The organism is Pseudomonas sp. C8002 (assembly GCF_013385765.1).
Taxonomy (GTDB): domain Bacteria; phylum Pseudomonadota; class Gammaproteobacteria; order Pseudomonadales; family Pseudomonadaceae; genus Aquipseudomonas.
Map to the genome: position 1 here is coordinate 40,213 of NZ_JACAPJ010000013.1, position 25,832 is coordinate 66,044.

Here is a 25,832-nt window from a genome sequence, read left to right on the forward strand (position 1 = left end):
GCAACTGGCCCGGGTGTGCAGCGTAAAGCACCAGAAGCAGTTATCCGGCAGACAGGGATCGTGGTCGGAAAAACATTGAGGAAAGAACCGTACCGCGCCAGTAGCGCCGAAAGTTCGAGGACATCATTACTGAAAAGCCCGGGCAACCGGGCTTTTTGGAATGCCTACCTAGAGAACCCATTCAAATTGAAACAAACACCTACAACCGGCGACCTGCCGGTATCACTCATTCCAGGAGGCGTGACATGACAAACGAGCAGCAAGCGTTGGCGGAAATGCCTATCTGGCTGGTCATCGTATTGGCGGTGATTGGCGGGGTTTCCGGAGAAATGTGGCGCGCCGACAAGGAAGGCGCCCGCGGTTGGTCGCTTATGCGGCGCCTGGCCCTGCGTTCGGGGGCCTGCATGGTGTGCGGGGTATCAGCCCTGATGCTGTGCTACGCCGCCGGCATGTCGATCTGGACGGCCGGCGCCATTGGGTGCCTGACCGCCATGGCCGGCGCCGACGTGGCCATCGGCCTTTATGAACGCTGGGCGGCCAAGCGCATCGGCGTCAACGAAGGCCCTGGCCGGGACCCGCAGTAACCGTTGCAAGGACGCTACTTAAATGACACTTATCGAAAAACCCTCCCAATTGCCCCAGGCCATCAGCGAGGCACTGCGCAGGGCGTTTCCGGAACTTAAGGTCGGCACTCATCAGGACTTTCAGGGCGGCGCGAACAACACCGGCGTGTTGATCACGGTCGAAGGCAATGGGCCGGGCCTTCGCTCCCGCGAGGGGCGCAAGGCCCATGCCTTGGGGATTTCACTCAAGGCCATGGTGGCCCCGGGTGCCTTGCCCTTTGATGCCTGCGACCTGGCCAGCCAACTGATGGACCTGGTGCTGGATAACCGCTGGAACCTGCCGCAGGCGCAGTGCGACCTGCCGACCAGCATCGTCGCTGCGCCTTCAATACGCACCAGCGCAGAGACGGACTACGACACCTGGACCGTCACCTTCACCCAAACCCTCTATATCGGGCCGCCGTTGCTCAACGATCCCACAGGCAAGCCGCTTTTTGCCTGCACCTGGGAAGTTTCGAACATCGACGACCCCGACCAATACAAGCCGCTGGCGGAGTAGCCCATGTTCGACGCGCTGTTACGCATGCAACTGGGGCCGATCGTGGAGCGCCTGGCGGAAATGGAAAGCCAGCTCGAAGACCTGTATCGACGCGCCGAAAGTTTCTGCCGAATCGGCGTGTGCCAGGAGGTCGACGCCGCCAGCAATACCTGCAAGGTCAGCCACGGCGAACTGCTCACCCCGGCGATCCGCTTTTTCAACCCCAGCGCCGGGGCGCAGACGGAAACCCGCATCCCGTCAGTAGGCGAGCAATGTTTGCTGCTCAACTACGGCGCCGGGGAGGGCGGGGCGCAATCGGTGGCCTTGTTCGGCTTGAACAGTGACCGTTTTCCACCGGTCTCCAGCGCTTCGACACTGACCCGGCGCCGCCATCAGGACGGCACCCAAAGCGACTACGACGACGCCAGCCATACCTTCAACTGGGTCAATGGCCCCACCACGTTCACAGGTTCCCGCGAACAGGTCGACATCAAGGTCGGCGCCGCCAGCCTCACGATGAGCGCCCAGGGCGTCACGCTGCAAGTCGGCGGCACCAGCCTGTTGCTGGATGCAGGCGGCGCGCACTTCAGTGGCCCGGTGGTGGACCACCAGGGTCGAGTCATCAGCCCCTGACAAGGACATCCCATGATCGGAATCGATAGAAACACCGGGGCGGCGGTCGATGACTGGCTGCAATTTGTGCAGCGCGCTACCCGAGCGCTGACCACGCCCTTGGGCACTCGCCAGAAGCGCCCGCTGTACGGCTCGATGATCCCGCAGCTGCTCGGGCAAAACCTCGGCGATGACCTGCTGATTCTCGCCCAGAGCCATGCCGCCCAGGCGTTCTACAACCCGCAGAACGGCATCGCCGACTTCGAGCCGCAAGTCATCGTCGCCAACCGCCAGGGCGCCGGCCTGTTGCTGCGCTTCGCCGGCACCTGGAAAAACCGCAAGCAATCCTTCGAGGTGGTGACATGAGCATGCTGATACCCGGCCAGAACCAGTTGGCTGAGCCAGCGATCATTGCCGTCGATGAGTTCGAACCGTTGCTGGCGGAGTTCAAGGCGTTTGTCGTCGATTACGTCGCCACTCGTGCACCAGAAAATGCCGCCAAGCTGAAGGTCAGCCTGGAGAACGAGAGCGAGTTGCTGACGTTGGCGCTGGAAGCTTTTTGCGTTCGCCTGCAAACCCACGAGCGCAAATACAACGCCCGCATCAAGCAGATGCTGGCGTGGTGGGCTACCGGCAGCAACCTCGATGCGCGCCTGGCGGACATGGGCCTTGAGCGCCAGGTGCTCGACCCTGGTGACCCGGCGGCTTTCCCGCCGGTACCGCCAACATTGGAGAGCGACGATGACGCCCGGTTGCGTTATTACCTCGCGCCTCACGCTCCGGCGGCGGGTTCGCGGATGCAGTATCGCCGGGAGGTTTTCACCCTCGGTGAGCGTCCATCGGTGAAAGTGCAAAGTGCTACCCCGGGTGTGGTGACGGTCACTTATACCTTCGACCCGGACGGCTACGCGGCACGGGTCAAGGATGGTAATGGCCGTCGAACCGCGCCCGGCGAAGTGATGGTCACGGTCCTGTCCAGAGACGGGGATGGCACACCTTCTGCTGATCTGCTTGACGGTGTACGTCGGCATTTCGCCCGGCCTGACGTGCGACCGGAAACGGATCTCGTCACGGTGCAGGGGGCGCAGATCCTGCGCTACAAAATCCGCGTGGTGGCGAAGATCAACGCCGGCCCGGATTCCGGGCTCACTCAAGTCGCCGCCCAGAAACTGCTGCAAGACTATGCAGAGTCCTGTCATCGCCTGGAAGGGCGGGTGGACCCGAGCTGGATCGACTACGCCATCCACTCGGCGGGAGCTGCACAACTGCAAATCCTTGAACCGCTGGAGCCGATCGTCACCACGGCATTCCAGGCCCCATATTGCACGGGTGTCGAGGTGGAGGTGCGCACGCTATGAGTGAGCCCAAAGGCAGTTTGCTGCCCGCCAACAGTTCGCCGTTGGAGAAGGCGCTGGACCTGGGTTTCGGGCAATTGCTCGATCGGGTGACGCCCCCTTTTCCCGCCCTGATGAACCCGCTGCAGACGCCGGCTGAATTCCTTCCCTACCTGGCCGCTGATCGCGGCGTCAGTGAATGGGACGCCGCTGCCAGCGAGTCGGAGAAGCGCCTCACCGTGGCCTTGTCCTGGCAAATCCAGCGTCAGGCCGGTACGCCCAAGGCGCTGAGCTACGCCGTCGAATCCCTGGGATTCACCCCCAATATCAGTGCCTGGTATCAACAGCGGCCAACCGGCCTGCCTTACACCTTTGATGTGCAGGCAATCATCGGTCGCAGTTGGTCCAGTGGCGATCACAACCGTTTGATCCGCCGCATCAACGCGGCCAAGAGCGAGCGGGACCTGGCCACCATCACCATCGTGCACGAGACCTCCCAGGGTTTACGTGTTGCTGCAGCCGCTGATCCAGGGTTGAGCATCGGCGATGAGGGCCAGCCCGGGGCGTTGCCCGAAGTGAAGCTGCACGGGGTACTTGCTTGCAGCAGCGTGGCGCACACACCGCTCAGCGATGGCGAGTTGCAGTTGTGCGGCGTACTGCCTGAACTCGGGCTGGCGGCCCGGCTAAACAGTGCCGGGGTTGCCCGGCACTACACCATTAACGACTACGACCTCAGGGCGCAGCCATGACAGATGAAATTACACGCCTGGTGCGCTTCACCTCCAAGGGATTGGATGAAGTGCTGCAGGCAAAGAACCAGGGCTTGAAAGGCGAGATCACCCACATTGGCGCTGGTACTGGCCGCTACAACCCCGACGGCACCGAAGTGGCCCTGCGTGACGAGCGCCAGCGGGTCGCCATTGTGGACTACGAGGATCTGGGCGACCGGCAACTCCGGATGGCCGCGCTGTTTGATGGCGAGGCCGAGTATGAGATCGGCGAGTTTGGTTTTTACCTCGCCAGTGGCACGTTGTTGGCGGTGTATTCCGTGGAGGGGAAACTGCTCACGTATAAAGCGGCGGCGGCTCGGGTACTGCAGAAGTTCACGTTGGATATTTCGCCGTTGCCGGCGGATAGCGTGACGATTGTGGTGGGGAGCGAGAATTTGAATGTATTGATGGCTGAAGAAATCGCAATCATGGCGGCGGCTTCGGTTGGCAATATGTCCCGCCACGTTGATCTGATGTTGCGGGTTATGAATCTCGAAGCGAAGTAGTTGCACTGACAAAAGTGCTGGAAAGACTAATTGACAGGGAGTTGATGATGGGAATTGAAACGACTATCACGAAAGTGGTGGATGCGTGTAACAAGCTGACAGAAACGGTGACTAACCAGATTGGCAAAATTGATGCACGGGTAGAGGCCGCGTCGAGTCAGTTCACTGCGTGGCGTAACGGTGTACAAGCGAAAGACATCAATGGCCGCGCGCTTTACAAGCAGGATATTGACCTTACCGGCTTGTCCACGGACGTGCTTTACCCAGTGTGGTGGAGCATGCCCGGTAACGATGGGGGAGAAACCGAGCTTACTATCTCTCGAATTTTTTCTCGAGATAGCGAAAAGGCGCCCTTTGGTGAGGGTATCTATCATATCGCCGGCTTGAACCTGCAATTGGAAGGTGTTGGTTTTCCATGGAATGGTGATGCCAACTTCCTGTCGATCAAACGAATATCGCAAACCTATCGCGAAACGGTTCGGGGCATCTCGTTTGGCATGATTTGCACGGCTCGTGCCGTTACAGGGCTTAAACCCATGTATGTCGGTTTGGTCGCTGGTCAGCTGACCACGTCCCCACAATTCTCCGGGATGTACCTAAGAGGTGGGTTGAGTTACACGATCACCAAAACGTTTGATTACCCTGTGAGCTTCAGCAAGGTGGATACCGAAGTGATCATGAAAGATGACGTTACGGCTGATTGGGAGGTGCGTTGGGTAGTGAAGCCTTATTCGCTGGCCCAGGCAGATGCCGTGCTTGGGAAGACCTATGAAGAGAAGCGCTTGGCTTATTCCTACGACAACGACACTCGGTATACCGCCAAGGTTTAAGGACTGATCAAATGACTTTGTTTATTGAAAAACTGGAAACCCCCGCTGGTGACTCGCTGATCAACGTACCTGCCAGCGTGCAGACACTTAAAGGTCTTGGCTTTAGTGATGTGGCCGCTCAAGCGCTGATCGAGAAAGCCGCTGCCGCTGCAGCGCTCGCTAGCACTATTGCTGCTCGCCGCTCTGCCTATGTCAGCGAAGCGGACCCGATGTACCTCGAGTGGCAATTCGACGGTACGCCTGAGAAGGAGAAGGAATGGCGAGCCAAAGTGGCCGAAATCAAGGCGCGGTTCCCGTTGCCGGAAGATAAATAATCACCCGCCGCGAAAGCGGTTTTTTTTCGCCCGCCCAAAGCCCCTCTCGCAGGGGCTTTGGCGTTTTTCACCCGGAGAATCCCACTCATGTTTAACCGCCAAACCTACACCGTCCTCATTCCATTCCCCACCGGCAACGGCCACTGGTCTACCGCCGGCGAGGAACTGGAACTGCTGGACGTCGAAGCATCCGCCCTGCGCACCGCTGGCCGCCTGGAACTGACCAGCGTCCTCAACTCCACCCCGAAGAAGGCTGACTGATCATGGCTGAGGTTTTGAACTTCGAACACAACGGCATCACCGTGAACGCCACCGAATCCCCCGAGGCCATGGGTGGCCTGGGCGATAACGTCATCGGCCTGGTGGGCACCGCCCCCAACGCCCATGCGTCGATTCCGAAAAACGCCCCGTTCCGCATCAACAGCTTCACCACCCAGGCGCTGCTGGACCCTACCGGCGCTGAAACCGGCACGCTGTTCCACGCCGTGTACCAGATCCTCAAAGTGGTCAAGGTGCCGGTCTACGTTGTGATCGTCGACGAGGGCACCACCCCGGCCGACACCATCAATAACGTAATCGGCGGTGAAGAGCCGGTCACCGGCCGCAAACTGGGCCTCGCCGCCCTGGCCAGCGTCCCCGAAGACCTGACCATCATCGGCGCCCCGGGCTTCACCGGCACCAAGGCCGTGGCCGGCGAATTCGCCTCCTTCGGCAAGCGCATCAAGGCCCGTGTGGTGCTGGACGGCAAGGACGCAACCGTCGCCGACCAGGTGACCTACAGCGGCGAACTGGGCGGTGCCGATCTCGGTTTCGACCGTTGCCTGCTGGTGCACAACATGCCGTCGGTGTACTCCAAGGCCGCGAAGAAAAACGTGTTCCTGGCGCCGTCGTCCCTGGCCATCGCCGCGCTGGCCAAGGTCAAGCAATGGGAAAGCCCGGGCAATCAGGTGACCTTCGCCGAAGACGTGTCCCGCGTGGTTGAGTACAACATCCTCGACACCTCCACCGAAGGCGACCTGCTCAACCGCTACGGCGTGAGCTACTACGCCCGCACCATCCTCGGCGGCTTCTCGCTGCTGGGTAACCGCTCCATCACCGGCAAGTTCATCAGCTACGTGGGCCTGGAAGATGCGATCAGCCGCAAGCTGGTCAAGGCCGGCCAGAAAGCCATGGCCAAGAACCTCACCAAGTCGTTCATGGACCAGGAGGTCAAGCGCATCAACGACTGGCTGCAAACCCTGGTGGCCGACGAGACCATTCCAGGCGGCAGCGTGTACCTGCACCCTGAACTGAACAGTGTCGAGAAGTACAAGAACGGCACCTGGTTCATCGTCATCGACTACGGCCGCTACGCGCCGAACGAACACATGATTTATCAACTCAACGCCCGCGATGAAATCATCGAGCAGTTCCTGGAGGACGTTCTCTAATGTTTACCAACCGAATCAGACAGGCCATGGCGGCCACCCTTCAAGGCCTGCCGTTGTCGGCGACGGTCACCTCGTTCGCACCGCCGAAGATCGACTTCGACATGGAACAGATGACCGGCGGACGTTTCATCGCCGAAGAAATGGCCAAGAGCGCCAAAGTGCTCAACGCCACATTGGAGCTGCAAGGTGCGGGTCCGGAAATCATGCTTGCCCTGGGGGTGCGCCTGGGCGACGACATTTTGCTGAACGTGCGTGAAGCCGGCCAGGACCAGGACGGCAAGACTTACTTCACCTACCACACCATCGGCGGCAAGCTGAAAACCCTGACCGAGACAACCCTGAAGATGGGCGATAAACCCGCCCTCACCCTGGAGTTCTCCTGCCGCACCTACAACCGCCTGGAAAACGGCATCCCGGTGATCGACATCGACGTGCGTACCCAGAAGTTTGTGCTCAACGGCGTCGACATCCTTGGCGATGCCCGCCGCGCGGTACTGATGCCTTAAGCCCCCGGGAGCGGGTTTTCCCGCTCCCATACTTCACCAAGGAATTGACTCATGGCCTGGATGCCTCCGCTGCACATCCTGCTGTCGCCGATCACCGCTGATACCGGCGCGCTGATCGAGCAGATTCAACTCAAGCCGTTGTTCTACGCCGCGCAAAAAGACGCGCTGGCCCGGGCCGGTGATGACGAGGACGATCAGTTCTTCGAACTGGCCAAACTCGCCACCGGCCTGTCGGAAAAAGAACTCGACCAACTCAAGCGTCCGGACTATGTGAGCATCGCCCAGTACGTGCACGACATGTCGACCCGGCCTGCCTCGTACTTCCTCGACGCCGACGAGCAGCCCCGCGAATCGGCGACCAGTGAGCACGTCTCGCTGCTGTTGCCGCTTGACACCGGCGGCCGCCGTCTCACCAGCCTGACCCTGGAAATGCCCGCCCTGCGCGCCACCAAGGCGATGAAAAAACTCGCCACCAACAAAGAGCGCGCCGAGTTCATTACTGCCCACTGCACCGGCCTGATGATCCCGGATCTCGCCGACCTCAGCGTGCCCGACTGGACCGAACTGCAGGGGCGCATCGACGATTTTTTAAACAAACCGGCGGACTTCTTTCGGAGCGCGACATCGAAGTAATTCTCGACATCGTGCCGCTCATTTACTCGGTAAATGAAGCGGAAATCCTGGACTGGGACGCCGGAAAAGCATTGCGCCGCTACGACATCGCGATCACTCGCCTTGGCGTCAAACAGGAGTAGAGCGGATGGCAGACAGTAAATTTGGATTGAGGTCGCTCATCGCCAGGGACGGCGAGGCGATTTACGGCTCGCTCGAAACGGCCGGGGCAGGCGCCAGCATCCAGCCGATTGCGCCGATGCTTGCCGGCCCGTCCTTGCTTGATGCCGTACCCAAGGACGTGCCGGGCCAGGAACTGGCGAATGTCGGTGCGCAACTGACGCAACTGGTCACGGGGCAGACCCGGCTCATCGACACGCTGGAGAGGTTCAACGGCTCATTGCTCGATGTGATGGGTGCCCTGAAAACCGGCAAGGGCAATAGCACGGGCGGCGCCTCATCCGATACCGTCAAACCCTCGCAGGCGCTGGAAACGGCGATGACCGACCTGCATGAAGTGGTGGGGTTTGCCGGGCATGAGCGCACACAACTACGCGAAGCCAACCTGGCCTTGGCGTCCGACCCGATGGTTGCCGCGAGTGGCGCAGATGCTGTCGACCTGGCAAGGGTGGAGCAGGTGGGGGCCCGGTCCGGCGTAGGCAAGGACCTTGAAACTCGCCAGGCTGATTTGCTGCAGTTCGCCCGCGATAGCGCGCTCATCGCCGCGGCCTTTCAGACCGATATCAAGACGGCCGGAGAGATGATGGGCGGCTGGCGTGGGTCGATGAAGCTGGATCGCCCGCAGGCGCTGGATCTGGCTGACGCCACCAACGTGCTGGGTTCCCACGCTTCGCTCAAGGCCGATGCGGTGGATATTGGTTCGATTGTGCGCCAGAGCACTGCGGCGAGAACGTCGGGCATGAGCCCCGAGCAGGTAGCGGCGTTTTCGGCGGCGTTGCTGACGGTTGGTAACAACCGGGCGTCTGCCGGGCTTGCGGTGGAAAAAGTCGGCGCCGCGCTGGCCAAGGGTGACGGTGCGTCCGAGGGGCAGCGTGCTGCCTGGGCAGAGCTCAAGCTTGACCCGAAGGTGCTTGCGGCAGGCATGAAGCAGGACGCACCGCAAACAGTGCTGACGGTCCTCGAGGCGCTCAAGGCGCAGCCCCAGGAAAGGCAGGCGGCACTGGCCACGCAGTTGTTCGACGGTAACCGCTCGATTCTGAGCCTGGTGCCGGTGATCGACACGCTGAAGCAGGCCTTTACGGCGGTGGCCGACAAGTCGACTTACGCGACTTCGGTCCTGGGAGACCAGGGCTCGGTCATGCGTTCGGCGACCGGGCGGGCAGACTCCACACAAGCTCATGAGCGAGCCTTCCAGGCCAGTACCACCCGCCTAGAGACAGCTTCCGATACGGCGATTGCCCCCCTGAAAAACGGCGCACTGACGGTGCTGACCTCAGTGGTCAATGGCTTGGGCTGGCTGGCTGAATCGCTGCCCAAAGCCACGGCCGCCCTCACATTGGCCGCGGTGGTGATGGTGCCGCTGGCGAAGAAGCTCGGCGGCACTGTCGTGGACAAAGTCTTCGACAAGGTCGCCGGGAAAGTCCTGGGCGAGGGTGACGCGCCCCGCGATGCCGGTGGCAACAAGTCCGACCCGTCCGGCAGCAAAGGGAAGTCACAAGGCAACGACACACGCCAGGGCGAGCGCACGCCAGGCAAAAACTCAGGCCCTGATGCACCCACGAAAACCAACAGAGCCAGCCGAATCGCGAAGCGCGGTTCGTTGGCGTTGGTGGTGGCAGACGCGGGTGTCAATCTCATCAAGGGCGCGAGCAATGGCACCCTGAAAGAGTCCGTTGGCGCCAGTGTGGGGTCGATAGGCGGTGGCGTCGCGGGTGGTGTGGCCGGCGAGGTTGCAGGGCTGGCCATTGGGCGAGCCGTTGGCACGCTCGCCGGGGCGGCGCTGGGTTCGATTATTCCGGGAGCCGGCACATTGTTGGGCGGTGTGATCGGCGGCTTTGCCGGCGGTGCAATCGGTAAGGTGGTGGGCGGCGTCGTCGGCACGTTCGTCGGCAGCGACGTCGGTGCGAGCCTGGGCGAGAAAGTCATGAGCAGCGACGACCGTCTCCCGCCACCCGAACAGGTCAGCCAAAGCCTTCCCAACGCTCAAACAGACAACCGGCAAATCAACTTCGCCCCGCAGATCAACATTACCGCACCCGAGCAGACCAGTTACCAGGCGCTGGCGGCGCTCGTCGTGCAACAGATCGAGGCGCAGTTCACGCCGCTGTCGATGGACAACCTGCTGGCGACGCGACGCGACGCGGCACTCACCGATGGAGCGGTTTAATGCGACAACAAATGGTGTTGGGCAGCTTTATTTTCGGGCTGTCGCGCGGGTTTGCCTACGCGACCCTCGACCGTAACAGTAGCGGTGGCTGGGTCGCGCTGGACATCATTGCCGGCAAACCCAAGTCCAGCCAGACCGGCCAGGCCCTCGAAACATTGACCTTTGCCGGCAAGGCGGCGCGTGGCATTGGCATGGCCAGGCTCGACGAACTGCGCGACTTGCAGGCCTTGCGTACACCGCTGCCGTTGGTGGACGGGATTGGCCGTAACTGGGGGCTGTGGACGATCAAATCGGTGGACGAGAAACAAGCCAACGTGATCGACGACGGCACCGCCATGCTGATCAATTGGACGTTGATACTGGAGGAATTCGTCAATGCGTAGAGTCCGAAGTATTGCCGGTGACTCCGTCAACCTGCTGCTCTACCGCGAACTGGGTCGCAGCGACGACGCTGCCGAGGAAGCACTGTGGCACCTCAACCCGGACCTCGCGGAACACGGGGCGGTATTGCCGGCCGGCATCGGTGTAATCGTACCGGAGCTGGACGCGCGGCCCGCCGCAAAAAAACCGGTTTCGGTTTGGGATTAAGGAGGAACCATGGCACTTGGATTCACACCGGCGGTGGAAATTTACGGGACCAATGCCGCGCTGCTCAACGAGCGATTACTGGAGTGGGAACACACCGATGCCGCAGGCTTCGTCTCCGACCAGCTCAAGCTGACCCTCGACATCGAAGGGCTTGAGGGATTGCCCAGCCTGGGTGGGAGGATCGGCCTGCGGGTCGGTTACCTGGAGACCGGCCTGGAGGACAAGGGGCTCTTCAAGATTACCCAGCGCACCCCGTACCTGTTCCCCCTGCGCCTGGTGCTGGTGGCCACGGCGGCGCCGTTCGACCAGGACGAATTCAAACAGCGCCGCACAGCCAGCCATGGGCCAACCACCCTGGGCGCACTGTTCCGCCAACTGACCATACGTTATGGATTCTCACCCAGGGTCGCGCCTGATCTGGACGCTGAAAAGATCGCTCACATCGACCAGACCAACGAAAGCGACATGAGCTTCCTGACCCGGCTTGCCAAGCGTTTTGATGCGGTGGCCAAGCCTGTCGACGAGCTGTATGTGCTGGGCCGTAAAGGCCAGATCACCTCGCTGTCGGGCAAGCCGCTGCAAGAAGTGCGGCTGTCGGTCACTCGTGATAACCGTCCGGGCGACCGCGCGTTTATCAGCGCCAGTTTTACCGAGACCAGCCGGGCCAAGTTCGAAGGGGCCAAGGCGTCCTGGTGGGATGTCGCTACCTGCAAGAAACGTGAGGTGGAGGTGGGCGGTGCGCCGTTCAAAGTCCTTGCCCAGCGCTACCAGAGCGAAGACGAAGCCAGGACGGCGGCCGAAGGCGAGATGCGCCGGGTTAGCCGTGAAGGCCTGCAGATCAATGTGATATGCCCCGGCAACCCGGCGTTCCAGGCCGAAGGGCTGCTGGTGCTGGATGAAACCTGGCCCGGCTTCATGCAGGGGCGCTGGTCCATCGACACGCTGACGGCCGTCGGCAAACGCAAGGAAAGCTACCGATGCACGATCAAGGCGAACGGATTGTCGTCACCGCAATGACGTGCTCGATCGGTTCCTTCTACCCTATCCCCTCGATAGCCAAACGGCCCGCTGGATGGCCTTGGTTGGACGCTGTTGCTCAGTAAATATCTGGGCGTGTGAGAGTAAAAAACGATGCTGATAACACTCCCTCAACTTATCCAGGTAATGCCTGGAGCCCGCCTTAGAGCGGGCATTTTTTTAGCTCCTTTAAACGAGGCTACTGCACGTCACCAAATCACCACACCCAAACGCATCGCCGCCTTCCTCGCCCAAATCGGCCACGAATCCGGCGAACTGCGCTACGTACGTGAACAGGGCAGCGATCAATACCTGAGCAAATACGACACCGGTACCTTGGCCGCCCGCCTGGGCAACTCCCCAGAAGCCGACGGCGATGGCCAGAAGTATCGCGGCCGCGGCCTGATCCAGATCACCGGCCGGCGCAACTACCTGGCGTGCAGTCAGGCATTGTTCGGCGATGAGCGTTTGTTGCACCAACCGGAGTTGCTGGAGACGCCGCAATGGGCGTGCGAATCTGCCGCGTGGTTCTGGCAGAGCAATGGCTTGAACGAACTGGCTGACAAGGACCAGTTCACCACGATCACCCGGCGCATCAATGGTGGCCTCAACGGTCTGGAGAACCGTATGCAACTGTGGGCGCGGGCGAAGGCGGTGTCATGGGCTTCCTGACGTCGTGTCGCCTGCTTGGGTTTTGCCTGTTGTTCGCAGTTTCGGCGGGTGTTGCCTGGCAGGTACAGGCTTGGCGATATGGCGCACAACTCGAGCACCTGCAGGCTCTGCATGCCGCAGCACTCAGCCAGCAACAACAGGCCGAACAGGACAAACGGCTGGCACTGGAGCAACAACTCAGCGCCAGCGACCAACAACACACCCGGGAGCTTTCCGATGCACAACGCGCTCAGGCTCACCTGCGGGATCGCCTGGCCACTGCTGATGTGCGGTTGTCAGTCCTTCTCGACGCCAGCGATTCAGCCAGCGGCTGTACAATGCCAGCCACCGCCCCCTCCGGCAGCCTGGTTCATGGCGCCCCGCGAGCCCGACTTGACCCGGCGCATGCTCAACGAATTATCGGCATCACCGACGACGGCGACAACGCAATGATCGCCTTGCGCGCCTGCCAGGCGTATGTCCGGGCCGTCGCGCGTTAGTCTCTTGTAACTTGCATGGCCCATGGGCTCCTGTAGGGTAGGCAAACGCCCGTCCACTCCAGGAGATGACCGTGAAGGAAATTACTCAACTCGCCGCTGAACTTGGCCGACGCTTGCAGGTTCTCAATGCCCACGTCACGACGGCCGAGTCGTGCACCGGCGGCGGTATCGCCGAGGCAATCACGCGGATTCCCGGGAGTTCGGCCTGGTTCGAGGCGGGCTATGTCACGTATTCCAATCGCCAGAAGACGCGGCAACTGAATGTGCCGGAAGCTCTGTTCCCCAAGGTCGGTGCCGTCAGCCGCGAAGTGGTGGAGGCGATGGTGCGGGGCGCCCAGGAGAAAAGCCTGGCGCGTTTTGCCGTGGCAGTCAGCGGCGTGGCCGGGCCCGATGGCGGTTCGCCGGACAAGCCGGTGGGCACCGTATGGCTGGCCTGGGGCGTGGGCGATGAGGTTACCGCCGAGCTCGAACACTTCCCCGGCAACCGCGACGAGGTCCGCCGACAAACGGTAAAGGCCGCGCTAGAGGGCTTGTTGCGACGAGCTGCAGCAGAAATAGAAAATCAGGGGTAGGCGATCACGGATCTTTGTGGAACAATACTGTCTACTTATACAGGTGTTGGCCGCCAGGCCTTATTGATTACGTGAGGACTTTAATGGACGACAACAAGAAGAAAGCCTTGGCTGCGGCCCTGGGTCAGATCGAACGTCAATTCGGCAAGGGTGCCGTAATGCGTATGGGCGATCACGACCGTCAGGCGATCCCGGCTATCTCCACTGGCTCTCTGGGTCTGGACATCGCGCTCGGCATTGGCGGCCTGCCAAAAGGCCGTATCGTTGAGATCTACGGTCCTGAATCTTCCGGTAAAACCACCCTGACCCTGTCGGTGATTGCCCAGGCACAAAAAATGGGCGCCACCTGTGCGTTCGTCGATGCCGAGCACGCCCTGGATCCTGAATACGCCGGCAAGCTGGGCGTCAACGTTGACGACCTGCTGGTTTCGCAACCGGACACCGGTGAGCAAGCGCTGGAAATCACCGACATGCTGGTGCGCTCCAACGCCATCGACGTGATCGTGGTCGACTCCGTGGCAGCCCTGGTACCCAAGGCTGAAATCGAAGGCGAAATGGGCGACATGCACGTGGGCCTTCAAGCCCGCTTGATGTCCCAGGCCCTGCGTAAAATTACCGGTAACATCAAGAACGCCAACTGCCTGGTGATCTTCATCAACCAGATCCGGATGAAGATCGGCGTGATGTTCGGCAGCCCGGAAACCACCACCGGTGGTAACGCGCTGAAGTTCTACGCTTCGGTCCGTCTGGACATCCGTCGTACTGGCGCGGTGAAGGAAGGTGACGAGGTTGTCGGTAGCGAAACCCGCGTTAAAGTCGTGAAGAACAAGGTGGCCCCGCCGTTCCGTCAGGCCGAGTTCCAGATTCTCTACGGCAAGGGTATCTACCTGAACGGCGAGATGATCGACCTGGGCGTGCTGCACGGTTTCGTCGAGAAATCCGGTGCCTGGTATGCCTACAACGGCAGCAAGATCGGCCAGGGCAAGGCCAACTCGGCCAAGTTCCTTGCGGATAACCCGGATGTTGCCGCTACGCTCGAGAAGCAGATCCGCGACAAGTTGCTGACCCCGGCACCTGACGTCAAGGCTGCCGCCAACCGCGAGCCGGTTGAAGAAGTAGAAGAAGTCGACACTGACATCTGAAGCAAACGATGAGCGTTGTCCTGGATACACCCGTCGCCGTAAGGCGCACTGCAATGGACCTGCTCGCACGGCGCGAGCATGGTCGAGTCGAGCTGACGCGTAAGCTGCGTCAGCGTGGCGCAGATCCCGAGATGATCGACGCAGCCCTTGACCGTTTGACGGAAGAAGGGCTGCTGTCGGAGTCCCGTTACCTCGAAAGTTTCGTCTCCTACCGAGCCCGATCCGGCTATGGCCCTGCACGAATTCGTGAAGAGCTGAGCCAGCGTGGCTTGCAGCGTGCTGATATCGAACTCGCGTTGCGTGAGTGCGGCATCAGTTGGCAGGCACAACTGGAAGAAACCTGGCGGCGCAAGTTTGCCGGTCATCTGCCTATTGATGCGCGTGAGCGGGCTAAGCAAGGTCGCTTCCTGAGTTATCGCGGGTTTTCGATGGAGATGATCAGTCGCCTGTTGAGCGGTCGGGATATGGATGACTGAAGGCTGCGCCTGGTAAATGGTTGCTCTGATCACTACGGGGCTTGGTGTGGCGAGGGAGCTTGCTCCCGCTGGGCTGCGCAGCGGCCCCAACCTGCGCATCGTTCTACCTGACACAACCCAAAAGGCCCACTATGAAAATAGCGGGCCTTTTTTCGTTTCCGTGTCAGGTCACGCCGTCTCCGTCACCCGCTGCTGCGGTTTTCCCTGAGCCTGGGCCCAGTTTTCCGGCAAGTTGATGTAATCCACCAATTCCCGCAACCGTCCCTGATCACGCCCGTTGAAGTTGAACACCAGCCGCGTCAGATGGCTGAAGCTTGGCTCGTCATGCTCTTCGCCGGTGTACGCGATTTGTTGGAAGTCGCCACTGAGGCGAAGGCTGGCGAACGCCTCCTGCAGGTGGGCCAGTGCGCGGTCACTCAACGGATGATTCATGCGAATCACAAACTGGCGCTTCAGCCAGCGGGTGGAGTGGAAGTTGGCGTAGAACTGGTTGATTTCGTCCACCGCCTCTTCGGCGCTGTACACCAGGCGGACCAGCTTGAGGTCGGTGGGCAGGATGTAGCGATTGGCCTCAAGCTGGCTGCGGATAAAGTCCAGTGCGCCTTGCCAGAAGCTACCGCCCGGTGCATCCAGCAGTACCACCGGTACCAGCGGGCTTTTGCCGGTCTGGATCAGGGTCAGCACCTCCAGCGCTTCATCCAGGGTACCGAAACCGCCCGGGCACAGGATCAAGGCGTCGGCTTCCTTGACGAAGAACAGCTTGCGGGTAAAGAAGAAGTGGAAGGACAGCAGGTTCTCGGTGCCATCGATGGTCGGGTTGGCGTGCTGTTCAAAGGGCAGGGTGATGTTGAACCCCAGGCTGTGCTCCAGGCCGGCACCCTCGTGGGCCGCCGCCATGATGCCGCCGCCGCCGCCGGTGATCACCATCAGGTCCGAACGGGCCAGGACCGCGCCCACTTCCCGGGCCAGTGCGTACAACGGGCTTTCCACCGGCGTGCGCGCCGAGCCGAACACCGTGACTTTGCGCCGCCCCTTGAACTGTTCGAGCACGCGGAAGGCGTGGTCCAGTTCCCGGATCGCCTGCAAGGTTATCTTGGCATTCCAGCGGCTGCGGTCGTCCTGGGCCATGCGCAACACGGTGAAGATCATGTCGCGATAAAGGGGGATATTTGGACTGTTGGGCGCAATCAAGTGGAGTTGCGCGTCGACCTGCTGCGTGAGGTCGGTGCCGTTTTCTTCAAATTGACGGATCAGGAGTTCATTCGGTTCGTAAGGCATTCAACTTCTCCTTCTTCACAGAACCCTGGGTGCCGGCGAGAGATTCGTCGGGACCACGACACTGCATGTGTCGTTGCCTCTGATTAACGAGGTGGGCGAAACCGGTTCTGTATATTCCTTATGATTAAAAACCTTTGCATTGCATGCTCAGGAGGGCAACCCTCTTTTGCCCTGAAAATGTTACAGGACGGTGTGAAAACCCGATGTTCCAGGCGTTCAGGATGAATTGATCATGAGCCTATAAAGTCTTGGCTGGCAACCGCTTATTGATCACTTCTGAGGGAGTTTAGACGCTGCCGCGGGCGGGCAATGGCGGAGAGTGCAGAGGGGGATATTGCGCGCCGCTGGTCAGCGGCGCGCGACAGGAGTTATCGCTTACTTTTTCTTCTTCGCGGCAGCCGGTGCCGGGCAATCTGCTTCCTGGAACTTCACCGAGGCTACCGGGCGGTTGGTTTTGTTCTCGGTGATTTCATAGCGCATGATCGCGCCCTTGGCCATCAGCTCGCGGTAACCCTTGTTCAGGCACACACTTTGGCCGAGCTGGAAGTACACAGCCTTGGGGTTGGCGCGCATTTGCTCGGCGCGGTCGGGCAGTACGCTCAAATGGTCAATCAGCTGCAAGCCTTCAACGGTGTAGGCAACTTCCAGGGTCTTTTCGTCAATTTCCCGTGGCAGTTCTTTGTTGGTTTCCTCTGCGACGCTTTGCAGCTTCCTGTTCAGTTGAGCCTCCAGCAACGAGGCGGCTTGGGCACCCAGAGGCAACACCAGCGCGAGGGCGACGGACGGAACTACAAGGCGTGGCATAAGACGCAGCATGAAACTCTCCTGATTCGGTTACTGGTGCATAGACCAGCCACTGCGCTGTGCGTTCAGTGGCGCGGGATTATAGGTGACCGCTTGCCCCTAGGGCCAGCCTATTGCCGGGAAGTGCAGGTGGCCGGGGGCGGCTCTGGTAAACTGCGGTAACTTTTGCCTTCCGAGTTCTATCCGTGTCGATTTCCACTTCCCTGCGGCGCACCCGATGAGCCATGCCGTCTCCCGTTTGCGCACGCAGCGCCTGGCCCGTGCCGTAAAACCGTTTGTAGCGCGAGGCTCGCGGGCCGAACGCTGCCCCGGCTGCCGGGTGATTCCCGAGTACTGCCTGTGCGCCTGGCGGCCCAAGGTCCAGGCCAGATCCGGCATGTGCCTGCTGATGCACGACGTAGAGCCGATGAAACCCAGCAACACCGGCTGGCTGATTGCCGATGTGATCAACGACACGACCGCGTTCCCCTGGTCGCGCACTGAGGTTGAGCCGGAGTTGCTGACCTTGCTGGCCGACCCGCAATGGCAGCCATACATCGTCTTTCCCGGCGAATTCGTGGCCCCGGAGCGGGTGGTCCATCAGGTCAGGCTGGAGGAGGGCAAGCGCCCGCTGTTCATTTTGCTGGACGGCACCTGGAGCGAGGCGCGCAAGATGTTCCGCAAGAGCCCGTACCTGGAGCACTTGCCGGTGCTGAGCCTGGCGCCCGAGCAACTGTCGCGCTACAAGCTGCGTCGCTCCAAGCGTGATGACCACTTCTGCACCGCCGAAGTCGCCGCGCTGTGCCTGGAGCTGGCTGAAGATGCCGCAGCCAGTGAAGTCCTGGATGCCTACCTGGACGTATTCAGCACCCACTACCTGGCCGCCAAGTTTCAACTGGCGCTGGACCCGGCCGATGTCGTCCATACTCGCCTTGCACCTTATCTATAGGTGTCATGGCCAGCCGACCTTTGCATGATGGCCGCGCAAACGCGCAGCCCGCTAAAATAGCCACGGGCGTAGCGCTTGACCACCCAGGCTACGCTGGGCATGCTTGGCGCCGATTGGGGCGCTGTCACAGATTGGATACGTCGCTTTTTGACGTTGAGCGCGCCCTTTGGTGACTGCTGGCCTGGCAGCCACCTTGCGCGTTGGCGAGCACTGAACCCATCAGTGCCGCCCTAAAAAACAGGATCATTTAATAAATGGCCACATACGAAATCCTGATTGCCGATGACCACCCGCTGTTTCGCAGTGCGCTGCACCAGGCGGTCACGTTGGGCCTGGGGCCGGATGTACGCCTCGTCGAGGTCGCCAGCATTGCCGAGCTGGAAACCCGCCTTACCGAAAAGTCCGACTGGGACCTGGTCCTGCTGGACCTGAACATGCCGGGTGCCTACGGTTTTTCCGGGCTGGTGCTGCTGCGTGGGCAATACCCGCAGATACCGGTGGTGATGGTATCGGCCCAGGAAGAGGCGTCGGTGGTGGTGCGCTCCAAGGAGTTCGGTGCCAGTGGTTTCATTCCCAAGTCCAGCTCCATGGAAGACATCCAGAAAGCCGTGCGCACGGTGCTGGATGGCGATGTCTCCTGGCCGCCGCAGGCCTTTGAAGAGATCAACGTCTCCGACGAAGCCAAGGCCGCGCGTGATGGCCTGGCCAGCCTCACGCCCCAGCAGTTCCGCGTATTGACCATGGTCTGCGAAGGCCTGTTGAACAAACAGATTGCCTACGAGTTGAGCGTGTCGGAAGCGACCATCAAGGCTCACGTCACGGCGATCTTCCGCAAGCTCGGCGTACGTACGCGAACCCAGGCGGCGCTGCTCTTGCAACAACTTGAGTCAATTTCGCAGCATTAAGACGCTGTTCATTCACGTTTTTTTGACTTTGCTTGCTCTAGTTTCCCCACACCTTTTTGCTCAGTTGCCTACTCTATGTCGCCTTTCAAGGGTCAAACCGGTATCAAACGTATTTTCAACGCAGGCGGATATTCCCTGGATGGCCTGCGTGCGGCTTTCACCGGCGAGGCGGCGTTTCGTCAGCTGGTGTTGCTCAATGTCATCCTGATCCCGCTGAGTTTCTTCCTTAACGTCAGCCGGGTAGAGCGGGCGCTGCTGATTGCGGTGTGCCTGCTGGCACTGATCGTCGAGTTGCTCAACTCCGCCGTCGAAGCGGCGATCGACCGGATTTCCCTGGACCTGCACCCCTTGTCGAAAAATGCCAAGGACATGGGCAGCGCCGCGCAGTTCGTAGCGCTGACCATGATTACCCTGGTGTGGGCCGTGATCCTGATCTAGGCAATGGTCGGCAGTACGATCTCGTCGCTGCGCTGCACCCCGGCGGTGAACGACCGGCACAGCTCGAGGAATTCGCGCATCGCCGAGGTCTGGTACTTCTGCTTGTGCCAGATGAAGTAGAACTGCCGGGCCAGGTCCAGGTCCGGGGTTTCCACCGGTACCAGGCTGCCACGCCGGAAGGCGTCGCGCAGCGCCAGCCGGGAAATGCAGCCAATCCCCAAGCCTGATTCCACCGCGCGTTTGATTGCCTCGGTGTGTTCCAGCTCCAGGCGGATATTCAGCGCGCTGCGGTGATGCCGCATGGCCTGGTCAAAGGTCAGGCGTGTTCCAGAGCCTTGTTCCCGCAGGATCCAGGCTTCATGGGTCAGCTCTTCCATGGTCGCCTGGCCGCGCTTGGCCAAGTGATGCTGGGGTGCGCAGAACACCACCAGTTCATCTTCCACCCAGGTTTGCACCTCGATGTCCGGGTGGCTGCAGTCGCCTTCGATTAGACCCAGATCAATTTCGTAGTGCGCCACCTGATGCACGATATGCGCAGTGTTCTGCACATGCAGCTTCACCTGACTCTCGGGATGCTGCTGCATGAAGCTGCCGATCAGCAGCGTGGCCAGGTAGTTGCCGATGGTCAGCGTGGCCCCGACCGCCAGGGAGCCGAAGCCCGACTTGCCGTTGAGCAGGTCCTCGATCTCCTTGGCCTGGTCCAGCAGTGCCACCGCCTGGGGCAATAGCTGGTGACCGAGGGCGTTGAGGCTCAGGCGTTTGCCCGCGCGGTCGAACAACTGGCAGCTGGATTGACGCTCCAGCTCGGTAATCGACGTGCTGGCGGCGGATTGAGATAAGGCCAGAAGGCCAGCAGCGCGCGAGACGCTTTCCTGCTGGGCGACGGCGACGAAGACTTGCAGTTGACGTAGAGTAAATCGCATATCGATATAACCGATAACCCTTATCTTAATAATCCAGTTAACAGATATTGTCGCCGCCATTAGAATGCTGTGCAATTGCGCATCCATCATTTGGCGCAGACCCATTTCCAGGAGTCCCCCGTACATGAGCAACATGAACCACGAGCGTGTCCTCAGTGTTCATCACTGGAACGACACTCTGTTCAGCTTCAAGTGCACCCGCGATCCGGGCCTGCGCTTCGAGAACGGTCAGTTCGTGATGATCGGCCTGCAACAGCCCAACGGCCGCCCGCTCATGCGCGCTTACTCGATTGCCAGCCCGAACTGGGAAGAGCATCTGGAGTTCTTCAGCATCAAGGTGCCTGATGGCCCGCTGACTTCCCAATTGCAGCACTTGAAGGAAGGCGACGAGATCATCATCAGCAAAAAACCGACGGGCACCCTGGTGCTTGACGATTTGAAGCCGGGCAAACACCTGTACCTGCTCAGCACCGGCACTGGCCTGGCGCCGTTCATGAGCGTGATCCAGGACCCGGAAACCTACGAGCGTTTCGAAAAAGTGATCCTGTGCCACGGCGTGCGTTACGTCAACGAAGTCGCCTACCGCGAATTCATCACCGAGCACCTGCCGCAGAACGAGTTCTTCGGCGAGGCCCTGCGTGACAAGTTGATCTACTACCCGACCGTGACCCGCGAGCCGTTCGAAAACGAGGGCCGCCTGACCGACCTGATGCGCAGCGGCAAGCTGTTCAGCGATATCGGGCTGCCGCCGATCAATCCTGAAGACGACCGCGCCATGCTGTGCGGCAGCCCAAGCATGCTGGATGAAACCAGCGAAGTGCTCAACAGCTTCGGTTTGAAGGTTTCCCCGCGTATGCGTGAGCCGGGCGACTACCTGATCGAGCGTGCGTTCGTCGAGAAATAAGCGCGACGAAAAAAAATGTGGGAGCGGGCTTGCTCGCGAAAGCGGTGTAACAGTCACCAGATGTATTGACTGATCCACCGCTTTCGCGAGCAAGCCCGCTCCCACATTTGTTTCCGGTTTACCCGGCCGACACGACTTCCAGCACACAAATCATCCCGGCTTCGGGATAGTGCCAGCGCACATCAACATCCCAGAACTGCGCCCCGTATTCCCGCTCCGGCCCAGGCGTCTGGTACGCCGGCCGTGGATCCTGCGCCAGGCACTGCTCGATCAACGCCACCAATGGCTCGCCAAGGCGCTGAGCGTGGCCTTCTGCCTGTTGCAGCGCAGTCTTCAGCCACTGCACGGGAATCAGCTGTGGCGCAGCGCTGGCGATGCTGTTGGTCGCAGTGTCAACTATGTCTGCGTACGGCACGTACGGCTTGATGTCGAGAATCGGTGTGCCATCCAGCAGGTCGATCCCGGATATCCACAGGCGCCCATCTTCCACCTTGTCCAGCTTGACCACTGACTGGCCGATGCCGTTGGGCCGGTGCGTCGCGCGGGTGGCGAACACGCCCATGGACGTGTTGCCACCCAGGCGAGGCGGGCGCACTTTCAGGCGGGGCTTGTCTTCCAGCGCCTGGTGGAACAGGAACAGCAGCCACACATGGCTGACCTGTTCCAAACCCTGCACCGCCTCACCCTGGTCGAATGGCGCCACCAACTCCAGCACGCCCCTGGCGGCAGGCGCCAGTTGTGGCTGGCGCGGGATGGCGAACTTCTCCTTGAAGCAGGAGCGGACAAAGCCGATGGGCGAGACGCTGTAGTTCACGGGTTTAGGCGCGAACGCGCAGGGTCAGGCCCTTGAGGAAGTTGCGCAACAGCTGGTCACCACAGGTGCGGTAGTTGGTGTGGCCGAACTTGCGGAACAGTGCGCTCAGCTCAGGCTTGGACACCGGGAACTCGGAGGCCTTGAGGATTGCGTGCATGTCGTCTTCCTTCAGTTCGAAGGCCACGCGCAGTTTCTTCAGGACGATGTTGTTGGTCACCGGCAGTTCGATCGGCTGCGGTGGACGGCTCTCGTCCTTGCCGCGCTTGAAGATCACCAGGCCATCGAGGAAATGCGCCATGACTTCGTCCGGGCAGAACACGAAGCCTTCTTCCTCGTCTTTCTTGAGATAGGTCAGCAGGTCGTCCTTGGTGACTTCCATGCCGCCGAGCTTGATGATCTCGACCATCTTGTTGTCGCTGATGTCGAGCATGTAGCGCACGCTGCGCAGTACGTCGTTGTGAATCATGGTGGGCAATCCTGGTCATTCAACTGTGGACACCGCCCAGGCAGGCGGTATCGAGAGATTCGGCGGCGAAAAAAGTCTTAGAACTTTTCTTTGCCGGACAGATAGCGCCATTGGCCTACCGGCACTTTGCCGATGGAGACTCCGCCAATGCGGATGCGTCGAATGGCGACGACTTTCAGGCCGACGGCTTCGCAGAACAAGGCAATCACACCCGGTTGCGGGTTTTTCAGCGCAAAGCGCAGGCGGTTCTCGTTCTGCCAGCTGGCTTTCACCGCCGGCAATTCCTTACCTTTGTAGGTCAGGCCATGGTTGAGGCGGTTCAGGCCGTGGGCGACCATGTCGCCGGACACCTCCACCACGTATTCCTGTTCGATCTTGTTCGCGTCAGCGGTCAGCTTGCGCAAAATCTTCCAGTCCTGGGTGAACACCAGCAGGCCGCTGGCCTTGGCTTGCAGGTCACTGCTGGCGGTCAGGCGCAGGAAGTGGCCCTTGAGCGGGCGCTTGCTGAAGCGGTGTTCTTCCGACAGGGTCTCGGCGTTGATCGACGCCATGGCTGTCTCGGCATCCACGCCGGCGGGGGCGTGGAACAGGATGGTCACCGGCTCCGGCGCTGTGGCCTTGGCCTCAGGGTCAAGCTCGACCTTCTGGGTGGTGACCTTGAACTGCGGCTCGTCGATCACTTCACCGTCCACCGTGACCCAGCCGCCTTCGATGAACAGCTCAGCCTCCCGACGGGAGCAACCGACCAGTTCGATGAGGCGTTTGGAGAGGCGTAGGGGTTCAGTCATGACAAGGGCCGAAACAAAAGGGGGCGGCTATTGTACCTGTGTGGCGCCGGTTAATCCCGGCTCCATTTCATTTAGCCGCGACGCGCCTGTGGCTGGGCCTGGCGCAAACGCATGTGCAGCAACGGATAAGGCTGGCCCATGCCGTCATGGTCCGTGCGTCCGATCACCTCAAAGCCCTGCTTGAAGTAAAAGCCCAGGGCCTGCGGGTTCTGTTCGTTGACGTCCAGTTGATCGGCATTCATCGACTCGATGGCATAGCGCAGCAATTGCCGGCCCAGGCCCTGGCCACGGTGCTCGGGGTCGATAAACAGCATCTCGACCTTGCCCGCGGCCACCCCGGCAAACCCGGTGATGCGCTGGCGCGAGTCCTTGGTGCAGATCAGCATCACCGCGTCGAGGTAGCGGGTCAGCACCAGGTTTTTCAGCAACTCGATGTAACTGTCCGGCAGGAAATCATGGGTGGCCCGCACCGAAGCCTCCCAGATGCGGGTCAGTTCCTGATAGTCGCTGGATTTGGGTGTATGGATAACCGAATGCTGACGCATGCCCGCTGCCCCTTGCCGATGATTGGCGCCGATGGGCAAAACGATAGACCTAAAAAAGCCCCGCATCTTGTCCAGAGGCAGGGCTTTTTCAATTCTTTACACCTTATGCGCGTTTTTCAGCCCACAGGTCGTACTCGTCGGCGTCGGTCACGGTGCACCAGACCTTGTCGCCCGGCTTCAGGCCGCTGGCATCGTCGATGAACACGTTACCGTCGATTTCCGGTGCATCGAAGAAGCAGCGGCCTACAGCGCCTTGCTCGTCGACTTCGTCGATCAGTACTTCGATCTCACGGCCGATGCGCAGTTGCAGGCGCGCCGAGCTGATGGCCTGCTGGTGCGCCATGAAGCGCTCCCAACGGTCCTGCTTGACGTCGTCCGGCACGATGGCAGCGTCCAGCAGGTTGGCCGGAGCACCTTCCACCGGCGAGTACTGGAAGCAGCCGACGCGGTCCAGCTGGGCCTCGGTCAGCCAGTCCAGCAGGTACTGGAAGTCTTCTTCGGTTTCGCCGGGGAAGCCGACGATGAAGGTGGAGCGGATGATCAGGTCCGGGCAGATCTCGCGCCAGTTCTTGATGCGCGCCAGGGTCTTGTCTTCGAAGGCCGGGCGTTTCATGGCCTTGAGGATTTTCGGGCTGGCGTGCTGGAACGGGATGTCCAGGTACGGCAGGATCTTGCCGGCGGCCATCAGCGGGATCAGCTCGTCAACGTGCGGGTACGGGTAAACGTAGTGCAGGCGCACCCATACGCCGAGGCTGCTCAGGGCTTCGCAGAGTTCGGTCATGCGGGTTTTCACCGGCGCGCCGTTCCAGAAGCCAGTGCGGTATTTGACGTCGACGCCGTAGGCGCTGGTGTCCTGGGAGATCACCAGCAGCTCTTTCACGCCGGATTTGACCAGGCGCTGGGCCTCGTCCAGTACGTCGCCTACCGGGCGGCTCACCAGTTTGCCGCGCATCGACGGGATGATGCAGAAGCTGCAGCTGTGGTTGCAGCCTTCGGAAATCTTCAGGTAGGCGTAGTGGCGCGGCGTCAGCTTGATGCCCTGCGGCGGCACCAGGTCGATCAGCGGGTTGTGGTCCTGGCGCGGCGGCACTACGTCGTGCACGGCGTTGACCACTTGCTCGTACTGCTGCGGGCCGGTCACGGCCAGCACGCTTGGGTGCACGTTGCGGATGGCGCCTTCTTCCACGCCCATGCAGCCGGTGACGATCACCTTGCCGTTTTCCTTGATGGCTTCGCCGATCACTTCCAGGGACTCGGCCTTGGCCGAGTCGATGAAGCCGCAAGTGTTGACCACCACCACGTCCGCGTCCTGGTAGGTGGACACGACGTCATAGCCTTCCATGCGCAGTTGCGTAAGGATGCGTTCGGAGTCGACCAGAGCCTTTGGGCAACCCAGGGATACAAAGCCGACCTTGGGGTTGGCTTTTGCGATGGTGGTGGACATGTCTAACCTCGGTATTGAATGACGCCGCCCGTCGTGCACGAAAGGTGGCGGATGGGCACTTGGTGTGCCTCTGATCAAAAAGTGCGCAATTCTAGCGGCGGGAATCGCTCTTGACCAGCTTTATGCAGGGAAATACGACGAGTGCTGCGCTATGCTTCGCGCCGTTGCACCTGAGTGAATTTCCTCGGTCAATAAATCGTCTGTAACGAGAAGTAAAACAGCGCATGCTGTGGACAGCATAGGCGCCCGCAGCAGGCGCGCTGTTTATAAAAGACCGCAGGTCAAAG

The 25,832-nt window shown here is 60.7% G+C and carries 34 protein-coding genes; 26 read left to right on the top strand and 8 right to left on the bottom strand.

The genetic code is table 11. The annotated features are described in order from the left end of the window. The first annotated feature begins 245 nt into the window (after window positions 1–245). The 22 genes from HX814_RS20675 (at window position 246) to recX (ending at window position 15,308) form a co-directional block, all read left to right on the top strand. On the top strand, window positions 246–584 hold the full coding sequence (locus tag HX814_RS20675) for a phage holin family protein (RefSeq protein ID WP_003208680.1): 339 nt from the start codon (window positions 246–248) through the stop codon (window positions 582–584). A 22-nt stretch (window positions 585–606) separates the two neighbouring features. Beyond that, window positions 607–1,122: a hypothetical protein gene (locus tag HX814_RS20680; RefSeq protein ID WP_177009853.1), complete on the top strand. Its 516-nt coding sequence runs from the start codon at window positions 607–609 to the stop codon at window positions 1,120–1,122. A gap of 3 nt (window positions 1,123–1,125) precedes the next feature. Beyond that, window positions 1,126–1,734 (top strand): phage baseplate assembly protein V, encoded by a 609-nt coding sequence (locus HX814_RS20685; protein WP_003208676.1) that lies wholly within the window; start codon window positions 1,126–1,128, stop codon window positions 1,732–1,734. Window positions 1,735–1,746: 12 nt separating this feature from the next. After that, a complete protein-coding gene (locus HX814_RS20690; protein ID WP_003208675.1) occupies window positions 1,747–2,079 on the top strand; it encodes a phage baseplate protein in 333 nt (110 codons plus the stop codon). Further along, window positions 2,076–3,071 (top strand): baseplate J/gp47 family protein, encoded by a 996-nt coding sequence (locus tag HX814_RS20695; protein WP_087695286.1) that lies wholly within the window; start codon window positions 2,076–2,078, stop codon window positions 3,069–3,071. The genes HX814_RS20690 and HX814_RS20695 overlap by 4 nt, the downstream gene beginning before the upstream one ends. Continuing rightward, window positions 3,068–3,796, top strand: coding sequence for a phage tail protein I (locus HX814_RS20700; RefSeq protein ID WP_177009852.1), 729 nt, complete (start codon window positions 3,068–3,070; stop codon window positions 3,794–3,796). Before HX814_RS20695 ends, HX814_RS20700 begins: the two co-directional genes overlap by 4 nt. Next, window positions 3,793–4,323: a hypothetical protein gene (locus HX814_RS20705; RefSeq protein WP_177009851.1), complete on the top strand. Its 531-nt coding sequence runs from the start codon at window positions 3,793–3,795 to the stop codon at window positions 4,321–4,323. The genes HX814_RS20700 and HX814_RS20705 overlap by 4 nt, the downstream gene beginning before the upstream one ends. A 47-nt stretch (window positions 4,324–4,370) precedes the next feature. Continuing rightward, window positions 4,371–5,153, top strand: a complete 783-nt coding sequence (locus HX814_RS20710) for a phage tail protein (protein WP_177009850.1) — start codon at window positions 4,371–4,373, stop codon at window positions 5,151–5,153. Window positions 5,154–5,164: 11 nt separating this feature from the next. Then, window positions 5,165–5,467: a hypothetical protein gene (locus HX814_RS20715; RefSeq protein ID WP_177009849.1), complete on the top strand. Its 303-nt coding sequence runs from the start codon at window positions 5,165–5,167 to the stop codon at window positions 5,465–5,467. An 87-nt stretch (window positions 5,468–5,554) separates the two neighbouring features. Then, on the top strand, window positions 5,555–5,728 hold the full coding sequence (locus tag HX814_RS20720) for a hypothetical protein (protein WP_003208665.1): 174 nt from the start codon (window positions 5,555–5,557) through the stop codon (window positions 5,726–5,728). Window positions 5,729–5,730: 2 nt separating this feature from the next. Continuing rightward, window positions 5,731–6,897, top strand: coding sequence for a tail protein (locus HX814_RS20725; protein WP_003208663.1), 1,167 nt, complete (start codon window positions 5,731–5,733; stop codon window positions 6,895–6,897). Beyond that, complete coding sequence (locus HX814_RS20730; protein ID WP_102604880.1) at window positions 6,897–7,403, top strand: phage major tail tube protein; 507 nt, start codon at window positions 6,897–6,899, stop codon at window positions 7,401–7,403. The genes HX814_RS20725 and HX814_RS20730 overlap by 1 nt, the downstream gene beginning before the upstream one ends. 51 nt (window positions 7,404–7,454) lie before the next feature. After that, window positions 7,455–8,036, top strand: coding sequence for a phage tail assembly protein (locus HX814_RS20735; protein ID WP_008433541.1), 582 nt, complete (start codon window positions 7,455–7,457; stop codon window positions 8,034–8,036). A gap of 127 nt (window positions 8,037–8,163) precedes the next feature. After that, a complete protein-coding gene (locus HX814_RS20740) occupies window positions 8,164–10,362 on the top strand; it encodes a phage tail tape measure protein (protein WP_177009848.1) in 2,199 nt (732 codons plus the stop codon). Continuing rightward, window positions 10,362–10,745 carry a phage tail protein gene (locus tag HX814_RS20745; protein ID WP_003208656.1) on the top strand — a complete coding sequence of 128 codons (384 nt, stop codon included), beginning with the start codon at window positions 10,362–10,364 and terminating at the stop codon, window positions 10,743–10,745. Before HX814_RS20740 ends, HX814_RS20745 begins: the two co-directional genes overlap by 1 nt. Continuing rightward, a complete protein-coding gene (locus HX814_RS20750) occupies window positions 10,738–10,950 on the top strand; it encodes a tail protein X (protein WP_003208655.1) in 213 nt (70 codons plus the stop codon). Before HX814_RS20745 ends, HX814_RS20750 begins: the two co-directional genes overlap by 8 nt. A 9-nt stretch (window positions 10,951–10,959) precedes the next feature. Then, the gene (locus HX814_RS20755) at window positions 10,960–11,967 is read left to right on the top strand and encodes a phage late control D family protein (protein WP_177009847.1); all 1,008 of its coding nucleotides are present in this window, start codon (window positions 10,960–10,962) and stop codon (window positions 11,965–11,967) included. A 114-nt stretch (window positions 11,968–12,081) separates the two neighbouring features. Beyond that, complete coding sequence (locus HX814_RS20760) at window positions 12,082–12,639, top strand: glycoside hydrolase family 19 protein (RefSeq protein ID WP_177009846.1); 558 nt, start codon at window positions 12,082–12,084, stop codon at window positions 12,637–12,639. After that, entirely contained in the window at window positions 12,627–13,118 is a 492-nt protein-coding gene (locus HX814_RS20765; protein WP_177009845.1) for a lysis system i-spanin subunit Rz, read from the top strand. The genes HX814_RS20760 and HX814_RS20765 overlap by 13 nt, the downstream gene beginning before the upstream one ends. Before the next feature lie 71 nt (window positions 13,119–13,189). Next, a complete protein-coding gene (locus HX814_RS20770) occupies window positions 13,190–13,690 on the top strand; it encodes a CinA family protein (protein ID WP_003208648.1) in 501 nt (166 codons plus the stop codon). Between the two features lie 83 nt (window positions 13,691–13,773). Next, a complete protein-coding gene (gene recA / locus HX814_RS20775) occupies window positions 13,774–14,832 on the top strand; it encodes a recombinase RecA (RefSeq protein ID WP_003208645.1) in 1,059 nt (352 codons plus the stop codon). Window positions 14,833–14,840: 8 nt separating this feature from the next. Then, the gene (recX, locus tag HX814_RS20780; protein ID WP_003208644.1) at window positions 14,841–15,308 is read left to right on the top strand and encodes a recombination regulator RecX; all 468 of its coding nucleotides are present in this window, start codon (window positions 14,841–14,843) and stop codon (window positions 15,306–15,308) included. A 168-nt stretch (window positions 15,309–15,476) separates the two neighbouring features. On the opposite strand, the gene HX814_RS20785 is transcribed toward recX, so the two are convergent. Together HX814_RS20785 and HX814_RS20790 are read right to left on the bottom strand one after the other, a co-directional pair. After that, window positions 15,477–16,586 carry a TIGR00730 family Rossman fold protein gene (locus HX814_RS20785; protein WP_177009844.1) on the bottom strand — a complete coding sequence of 370 codons (1,110 nt, stop codon included), beginning with the start codon at window positions 16,584–16,586 and terminating at the stop codon, window positions 15,477–15,479. Window positions 16,587–16,961: 375 nt separating this feature from the next. Next, window positions 16,962–17,402 (bottom strand): PA3611 family quorum-sensing-regulated virulence factor, encoded by a 441-nt coding sequence (locus HX814_RS20790; protein WP_003208640.1) that lies wholly within the window; start codon window positions 17,400–17,402, stop codon window positions 16,962–16,964. A gap of 205 nt (window positions 17,403–17,607) precedes the next feature. Here HX814_RS20790 and HX814_RS20795 point away from each other — a divergent pair, with 205 nt between their 5' ends. The 3 genes from HX814_RS20795 to HX814_RS20805 all read left to right on the top strand — a co-directional run bounded on the left by HX814_RS20795 (window position 17,608) and on the right by HX814_RS20805 (window position 19,661). After that, window positions 17,608–18,318 (top strand): tRNA-uridine aminocarboxypropyltransferase, encoded by a 711-nt coding sequence (locus HX814_RS20795; protein WP_003208638.1) that lies wholly within the window; start codon window positions 17,608–17,610, stop codon window positions 18,316–18,318. A gap of 254 nt (window positions 18,319–18,572) precedes the next feature. Next, complete coding sequence (gene erdR, locus HX814_RS20800; RefSeq protein ID WP_003208636.1) at window positions 18,573–19,223, top strand: response regulator transcription factor ErdR; 651 nt, start codon at window positions 18,573–18,575, stop codon at window positions 19,221–19,223. Between the two features lie 75 nt (window positions 19,224–19,298). Further along, window positions 19,299–19,661, top strand: coding sequence for a diacylglycerol kinase (locus tag HX814_RS20805; RefSeq protein ID WP_003208635.1), 363 nt, complete (start codon window positions 19,299–19,301; stop codon window positions 19,659–19,661). Here the strand turns inward: HX814_RS20805 and HX814_RS20810 are convergent. After that, window positions 19,658–20,584, bottom strand: a complete 927-nt coding sequence (locus HX814_RS20810) for a LysR family transcriptional regulator (RefSeq protein ID WP_003208633.1) — start codon at window positions 20,582–20,584, stop codon at window positions 19,658–19,660. The two genes, HX814_RS20805 and HX814_RS20810, sit on opposite strands and share 4 nt — an antisense overlap. Window positions 20,585–20,708: 124 nt before the next feature. Here HX814_RS20810 and fpr point away from each other — a divergent pair, with 124 nt between their 5' ends. Then, window positions 20,709–21,488, top strand: a complete 780-nt coding sequence (gene fpr / locus HX814_RS20815) for a ferredoxin-NADP reductase (protein WP_003189055.1) — start codon at window positions 20,709–20,711, stop codon at window positions 21,486–21,488. A gap of 118 nt (window positions 21,489–21,606) precedes the next feature. Here fpr and tsaA read toward each other — a convergent pair whose 3' ends face one another. The 5 genes from tsaA to rimO all read right to left on the bottom strand — a co-directional run bounded on the left by tsaA (window position 21,607) and on the right by rimO (window position 25,545). Further along, the gene (gene tsaA / locus HX814_RS20820) at window positions 21,607–22,302 is read right to left on the bottom strand and encodes a tRNA (N6-threonylcarbamoyladenosine(37)-N6)-methyltransferase TrmO (RefSeq protein WP_003208631.1); all 696 of its coding nucleotides are present in this window, start codon (window positions 22,300–22,302) and stop codon (window positions 21,607–21,609) included. 4 nt (window positions 22,303–22,306) lie between these two features. Further along, window positions 22,307–22,768 carry a DUF1456 family protein gene (locus HX814_RS20825; protein WP_003208629.1) on the bottom strand — a complete coding sequence of 154 codons (462 nt, stop codon included), beginning with the start codon at window positions 22,766–22,768 and terminating at the stop codon, window positions 22,307–22,309. 77 nt (window positions 22,769–22,845) lie between these two features. Continuing rightward, window positions 22,846–23,556 (bottom strand): rRNA pseudouridine synthase, encoded by a 711-nt coding sequence (locus HX814_RS20830; protein WP_003208627.1) that lies wholly within the window; start codon window positions 23,554–23,556, stop codon window positions 22,846–22,848. A gap of 71 nt (window positions 23,557–23,627) precedes the next feature. Continuing rightward, the gene (locus HX814_RS20835; protein WP_003208626.1) at window positions 23,628–24,101 is read right to left on the bottom strand and encodes a GNAT family N-acetyltransferase; all 474 of its coding nucleotides are present in this window, start codon (window positions 24,099–24,101) and stop codon (window positions 23,628–23,630) included. 103 nt (window positions 24,102–24,204) lie between these two features. After that, window positions 24,205–25,545 (bottom strand): 30S ribosomal protein S12 methylthiotransferase RimO, encoded by a 1,341-nt coding sequence (gene rimO / locus HX814_RS20840; protein WP_003208624.1) that lies wholly within the window; start codon window positions 25,543–25,545, stop codon window positions 24,205–24,207. Window positions 25,546–25,832 lie beyond the last annotated feature (287 nt).

Coding starts and splice junctions, on each gene's coding strand:
- HX814_RS20675 (WP_003208680.1), top strand. CDS start 246: ATGACAAACGAGCAGCAAGCGTTGGCGGAAATGCCTATCTGGCTGGTC.
- HX814_RS20680 (WP_177009853.1), top strand. CDS start 607: ATGACACTTATCGAAAAACCCTCCCAATTGCCCCAGGCCATCAGCGAG.
- HX814_RS20685 (WP_003208676.1), top strand. CDS start 1,126: ATGTTCGACGCGCTGTTACGCATGCAACTGGGGCCGATCGTGGAGCGC.
- HX814_RS20690 (WP_003208675.1), top strand. CDS start 1,747: ATGATCGGAATCGATAGAAACACCGGGGCGGCGGTCGATGACTGGCTG.
- HX814_RS20695 (WP_087695286.1), top strand. CDS start 2,076: ATGAGCATGCTGATACCCGGCCAGAACCAGTTGGCTGAGCCAGCGATC.
- HX814_RS20700 (WP_177009852.1), top strand. CDS start 3,068: ATGAGTGAGCCCAAAGGCAGTTTGCTGCCCGCCAACAGTTCGCCGTTG.
- HX814_RS20705 (WP_177009851.1), top strand. CDS start 3,793: ATGACAGATGAAATTACACGCCTGGTGCGCTTCACCTCCAAGGGATTG.
- HX814_RS20710 (WP_177009850.1), top strand. CDS start 4,371: ATGGGAATTGAAACGACTATCACGAAAGTGGTGGATGCGTGTAACAAG.
- HX814_RS20715 (WP_177009849.1), top strand. CDS start 5,165: ATGACTTTGTTTATTGAAAAACTGGAAACCCCCGCTGGTGACTCGCTG.
- HX814_RS20720 (WP_003208665.1), top strand. CDS start 5,555: ATGTTTAACCGCCAAACCTACACCGTCCTCATTCCATTCCCCACCGGC.
- HX814_RS20725 (WP_003208663.1), top strand. CDS start 5,731: ATGGCTGAGGTTTTGAACTTCGAACACAACGGCATCACCGTGAACGCC.
- HX814_RS20730 (WP_102604880.1), top strand. CDS start 6,897: ATGTTTACCAACCGAATCAGACAGGCCATGGCGGCCACCCTTCAAGGC.
- HX814_RS20735 (WP_008433541.1), top strand. CDS start 7,455: ATGGCCTGGATGCCTCCGCTGCACATCCTGCTGTCGCCGATCACCGCT.
- HX814_RS20740 (WP_177009848.1), top strand. CDS start 8,164: ATGGCAGACAGTAAATTTGGATTGAGGTCGCTCATCGCCAGGGACGGC.
- HX814_RS20745 (WP_003208656.1), top strand. CDS start 10,362: ATGCGACAACAAATGGTGTTGGGCAGCTTTATTTTCGGGCTGTCGCGC.
- HX814_RS20750 (WP_003208655.1), top strand. CDS start 10,738: ATGCGTAGAGTCCGAAGTATTGCCGGTGACTCCGTCAACCTGCTGCTC.
- HX814_RS20755 (WP_177009847.1), top strand. CDS start 10,960: ATGGCACTTGGATTCACACCGGCGGTGGAAATTTACGGGACCAATGCC.
- HX814_RS20760 (WP_177009846.1), top strand. CDS start 12,082: ATGCTGATAACACTCCCTCAACTTATCCAGGTAATGCCTGGAGCCCGC.
- HX814_RS20765 (WP_177009845.1), top strand. CDS start 12,627: ATGGGCTTCCTGACGTCGTGTCGCCTGCTTGGGTTTTGCCTGTTGTTC.
- recA (WP_003208645.1), top strand. CDS start 13,774: ATGGACGACAACAAGAAGAAAGCCTTGGCTGCGGCCCTGGGTCAGATC.
- recX (WP_003208644.1), top strand. CDS start 14,841: ATGAGCGTTGTCCTGGATACACCCGTCGCCGTAAGGCGCACTGCAATG.
- HX814_RS20785 (WP_177009844.1), bottom strand. CDS start 16,586: ATGCCTTACGAACCGAATGAACTCCTGATCCGTCAATTTGAAGAAAAC.
- HX814_RS20790 (WP_003208640.1), bottom strand. CDS start 17,402: ATGCTGCGTCTTATGCCACGCCTTGTAGTTCCGTCCGTCGCCCTCGCG.
- HX814_RS20795 (WP_003208638.1), top strand. CDS start 17,608: ATGAGCCATGCCGTCTCCCGTTTGCGCACGCAGCGCCTGGCCCGTGCC.
- erdR (WP_003208636.1), top strand. CDS start 18,573: ATGGCCACATACGAAATCCTGATTGCCGATGACCACCCGCTGTTTCGC.
- HX814_RS20805 (WP_003208635.1), top strand. CDS start 19,299: ATGTCGCCTTTCAAGGGTCAAACCGGTATCAAACGTATTTTCAACGCA.
- HX814_RS20810 (WP_003208633.1), bottom strand. CDS start 20,584: ATGCGATTTACTCTACGTCAACTGCAAGTCTTCGTCGCCGTCGCCCAG.
- fpr (WP_003189055.1), top strand. CDS start 20,709: ATGAGCAACATGAACCACGAGCGTGTCCTCAGTGTTCATCACTGGAAC.
- HX814_RS20825 (WP_003208629.1), bottom strand. CDS start 22,768: ATGATTCACAACGACGTACTGCGCAGCGTGCGCTACATGCTCGACATC.
- HX814_RS20830 (WP_003208627.1), bottom strand. CDS start 23,556: ATGACTGAACCCCTACGCCTCTCCAAACGCCTCATCGAACTGGTCGGT.
- HX814_RS20835 (WP_003208626.1), bottom strand. CDS start 24,101: ATGCGTCAGCATTCGGTTATCCATACACCCAAATCCAGCGACTATCAG.
- rimO (WP_003208624.1), bottom strand. CDS start 25,545: ATGTCCACCACCATCGCAAAAGCCAACCCCAAGGTCGGCTTTGTATCC.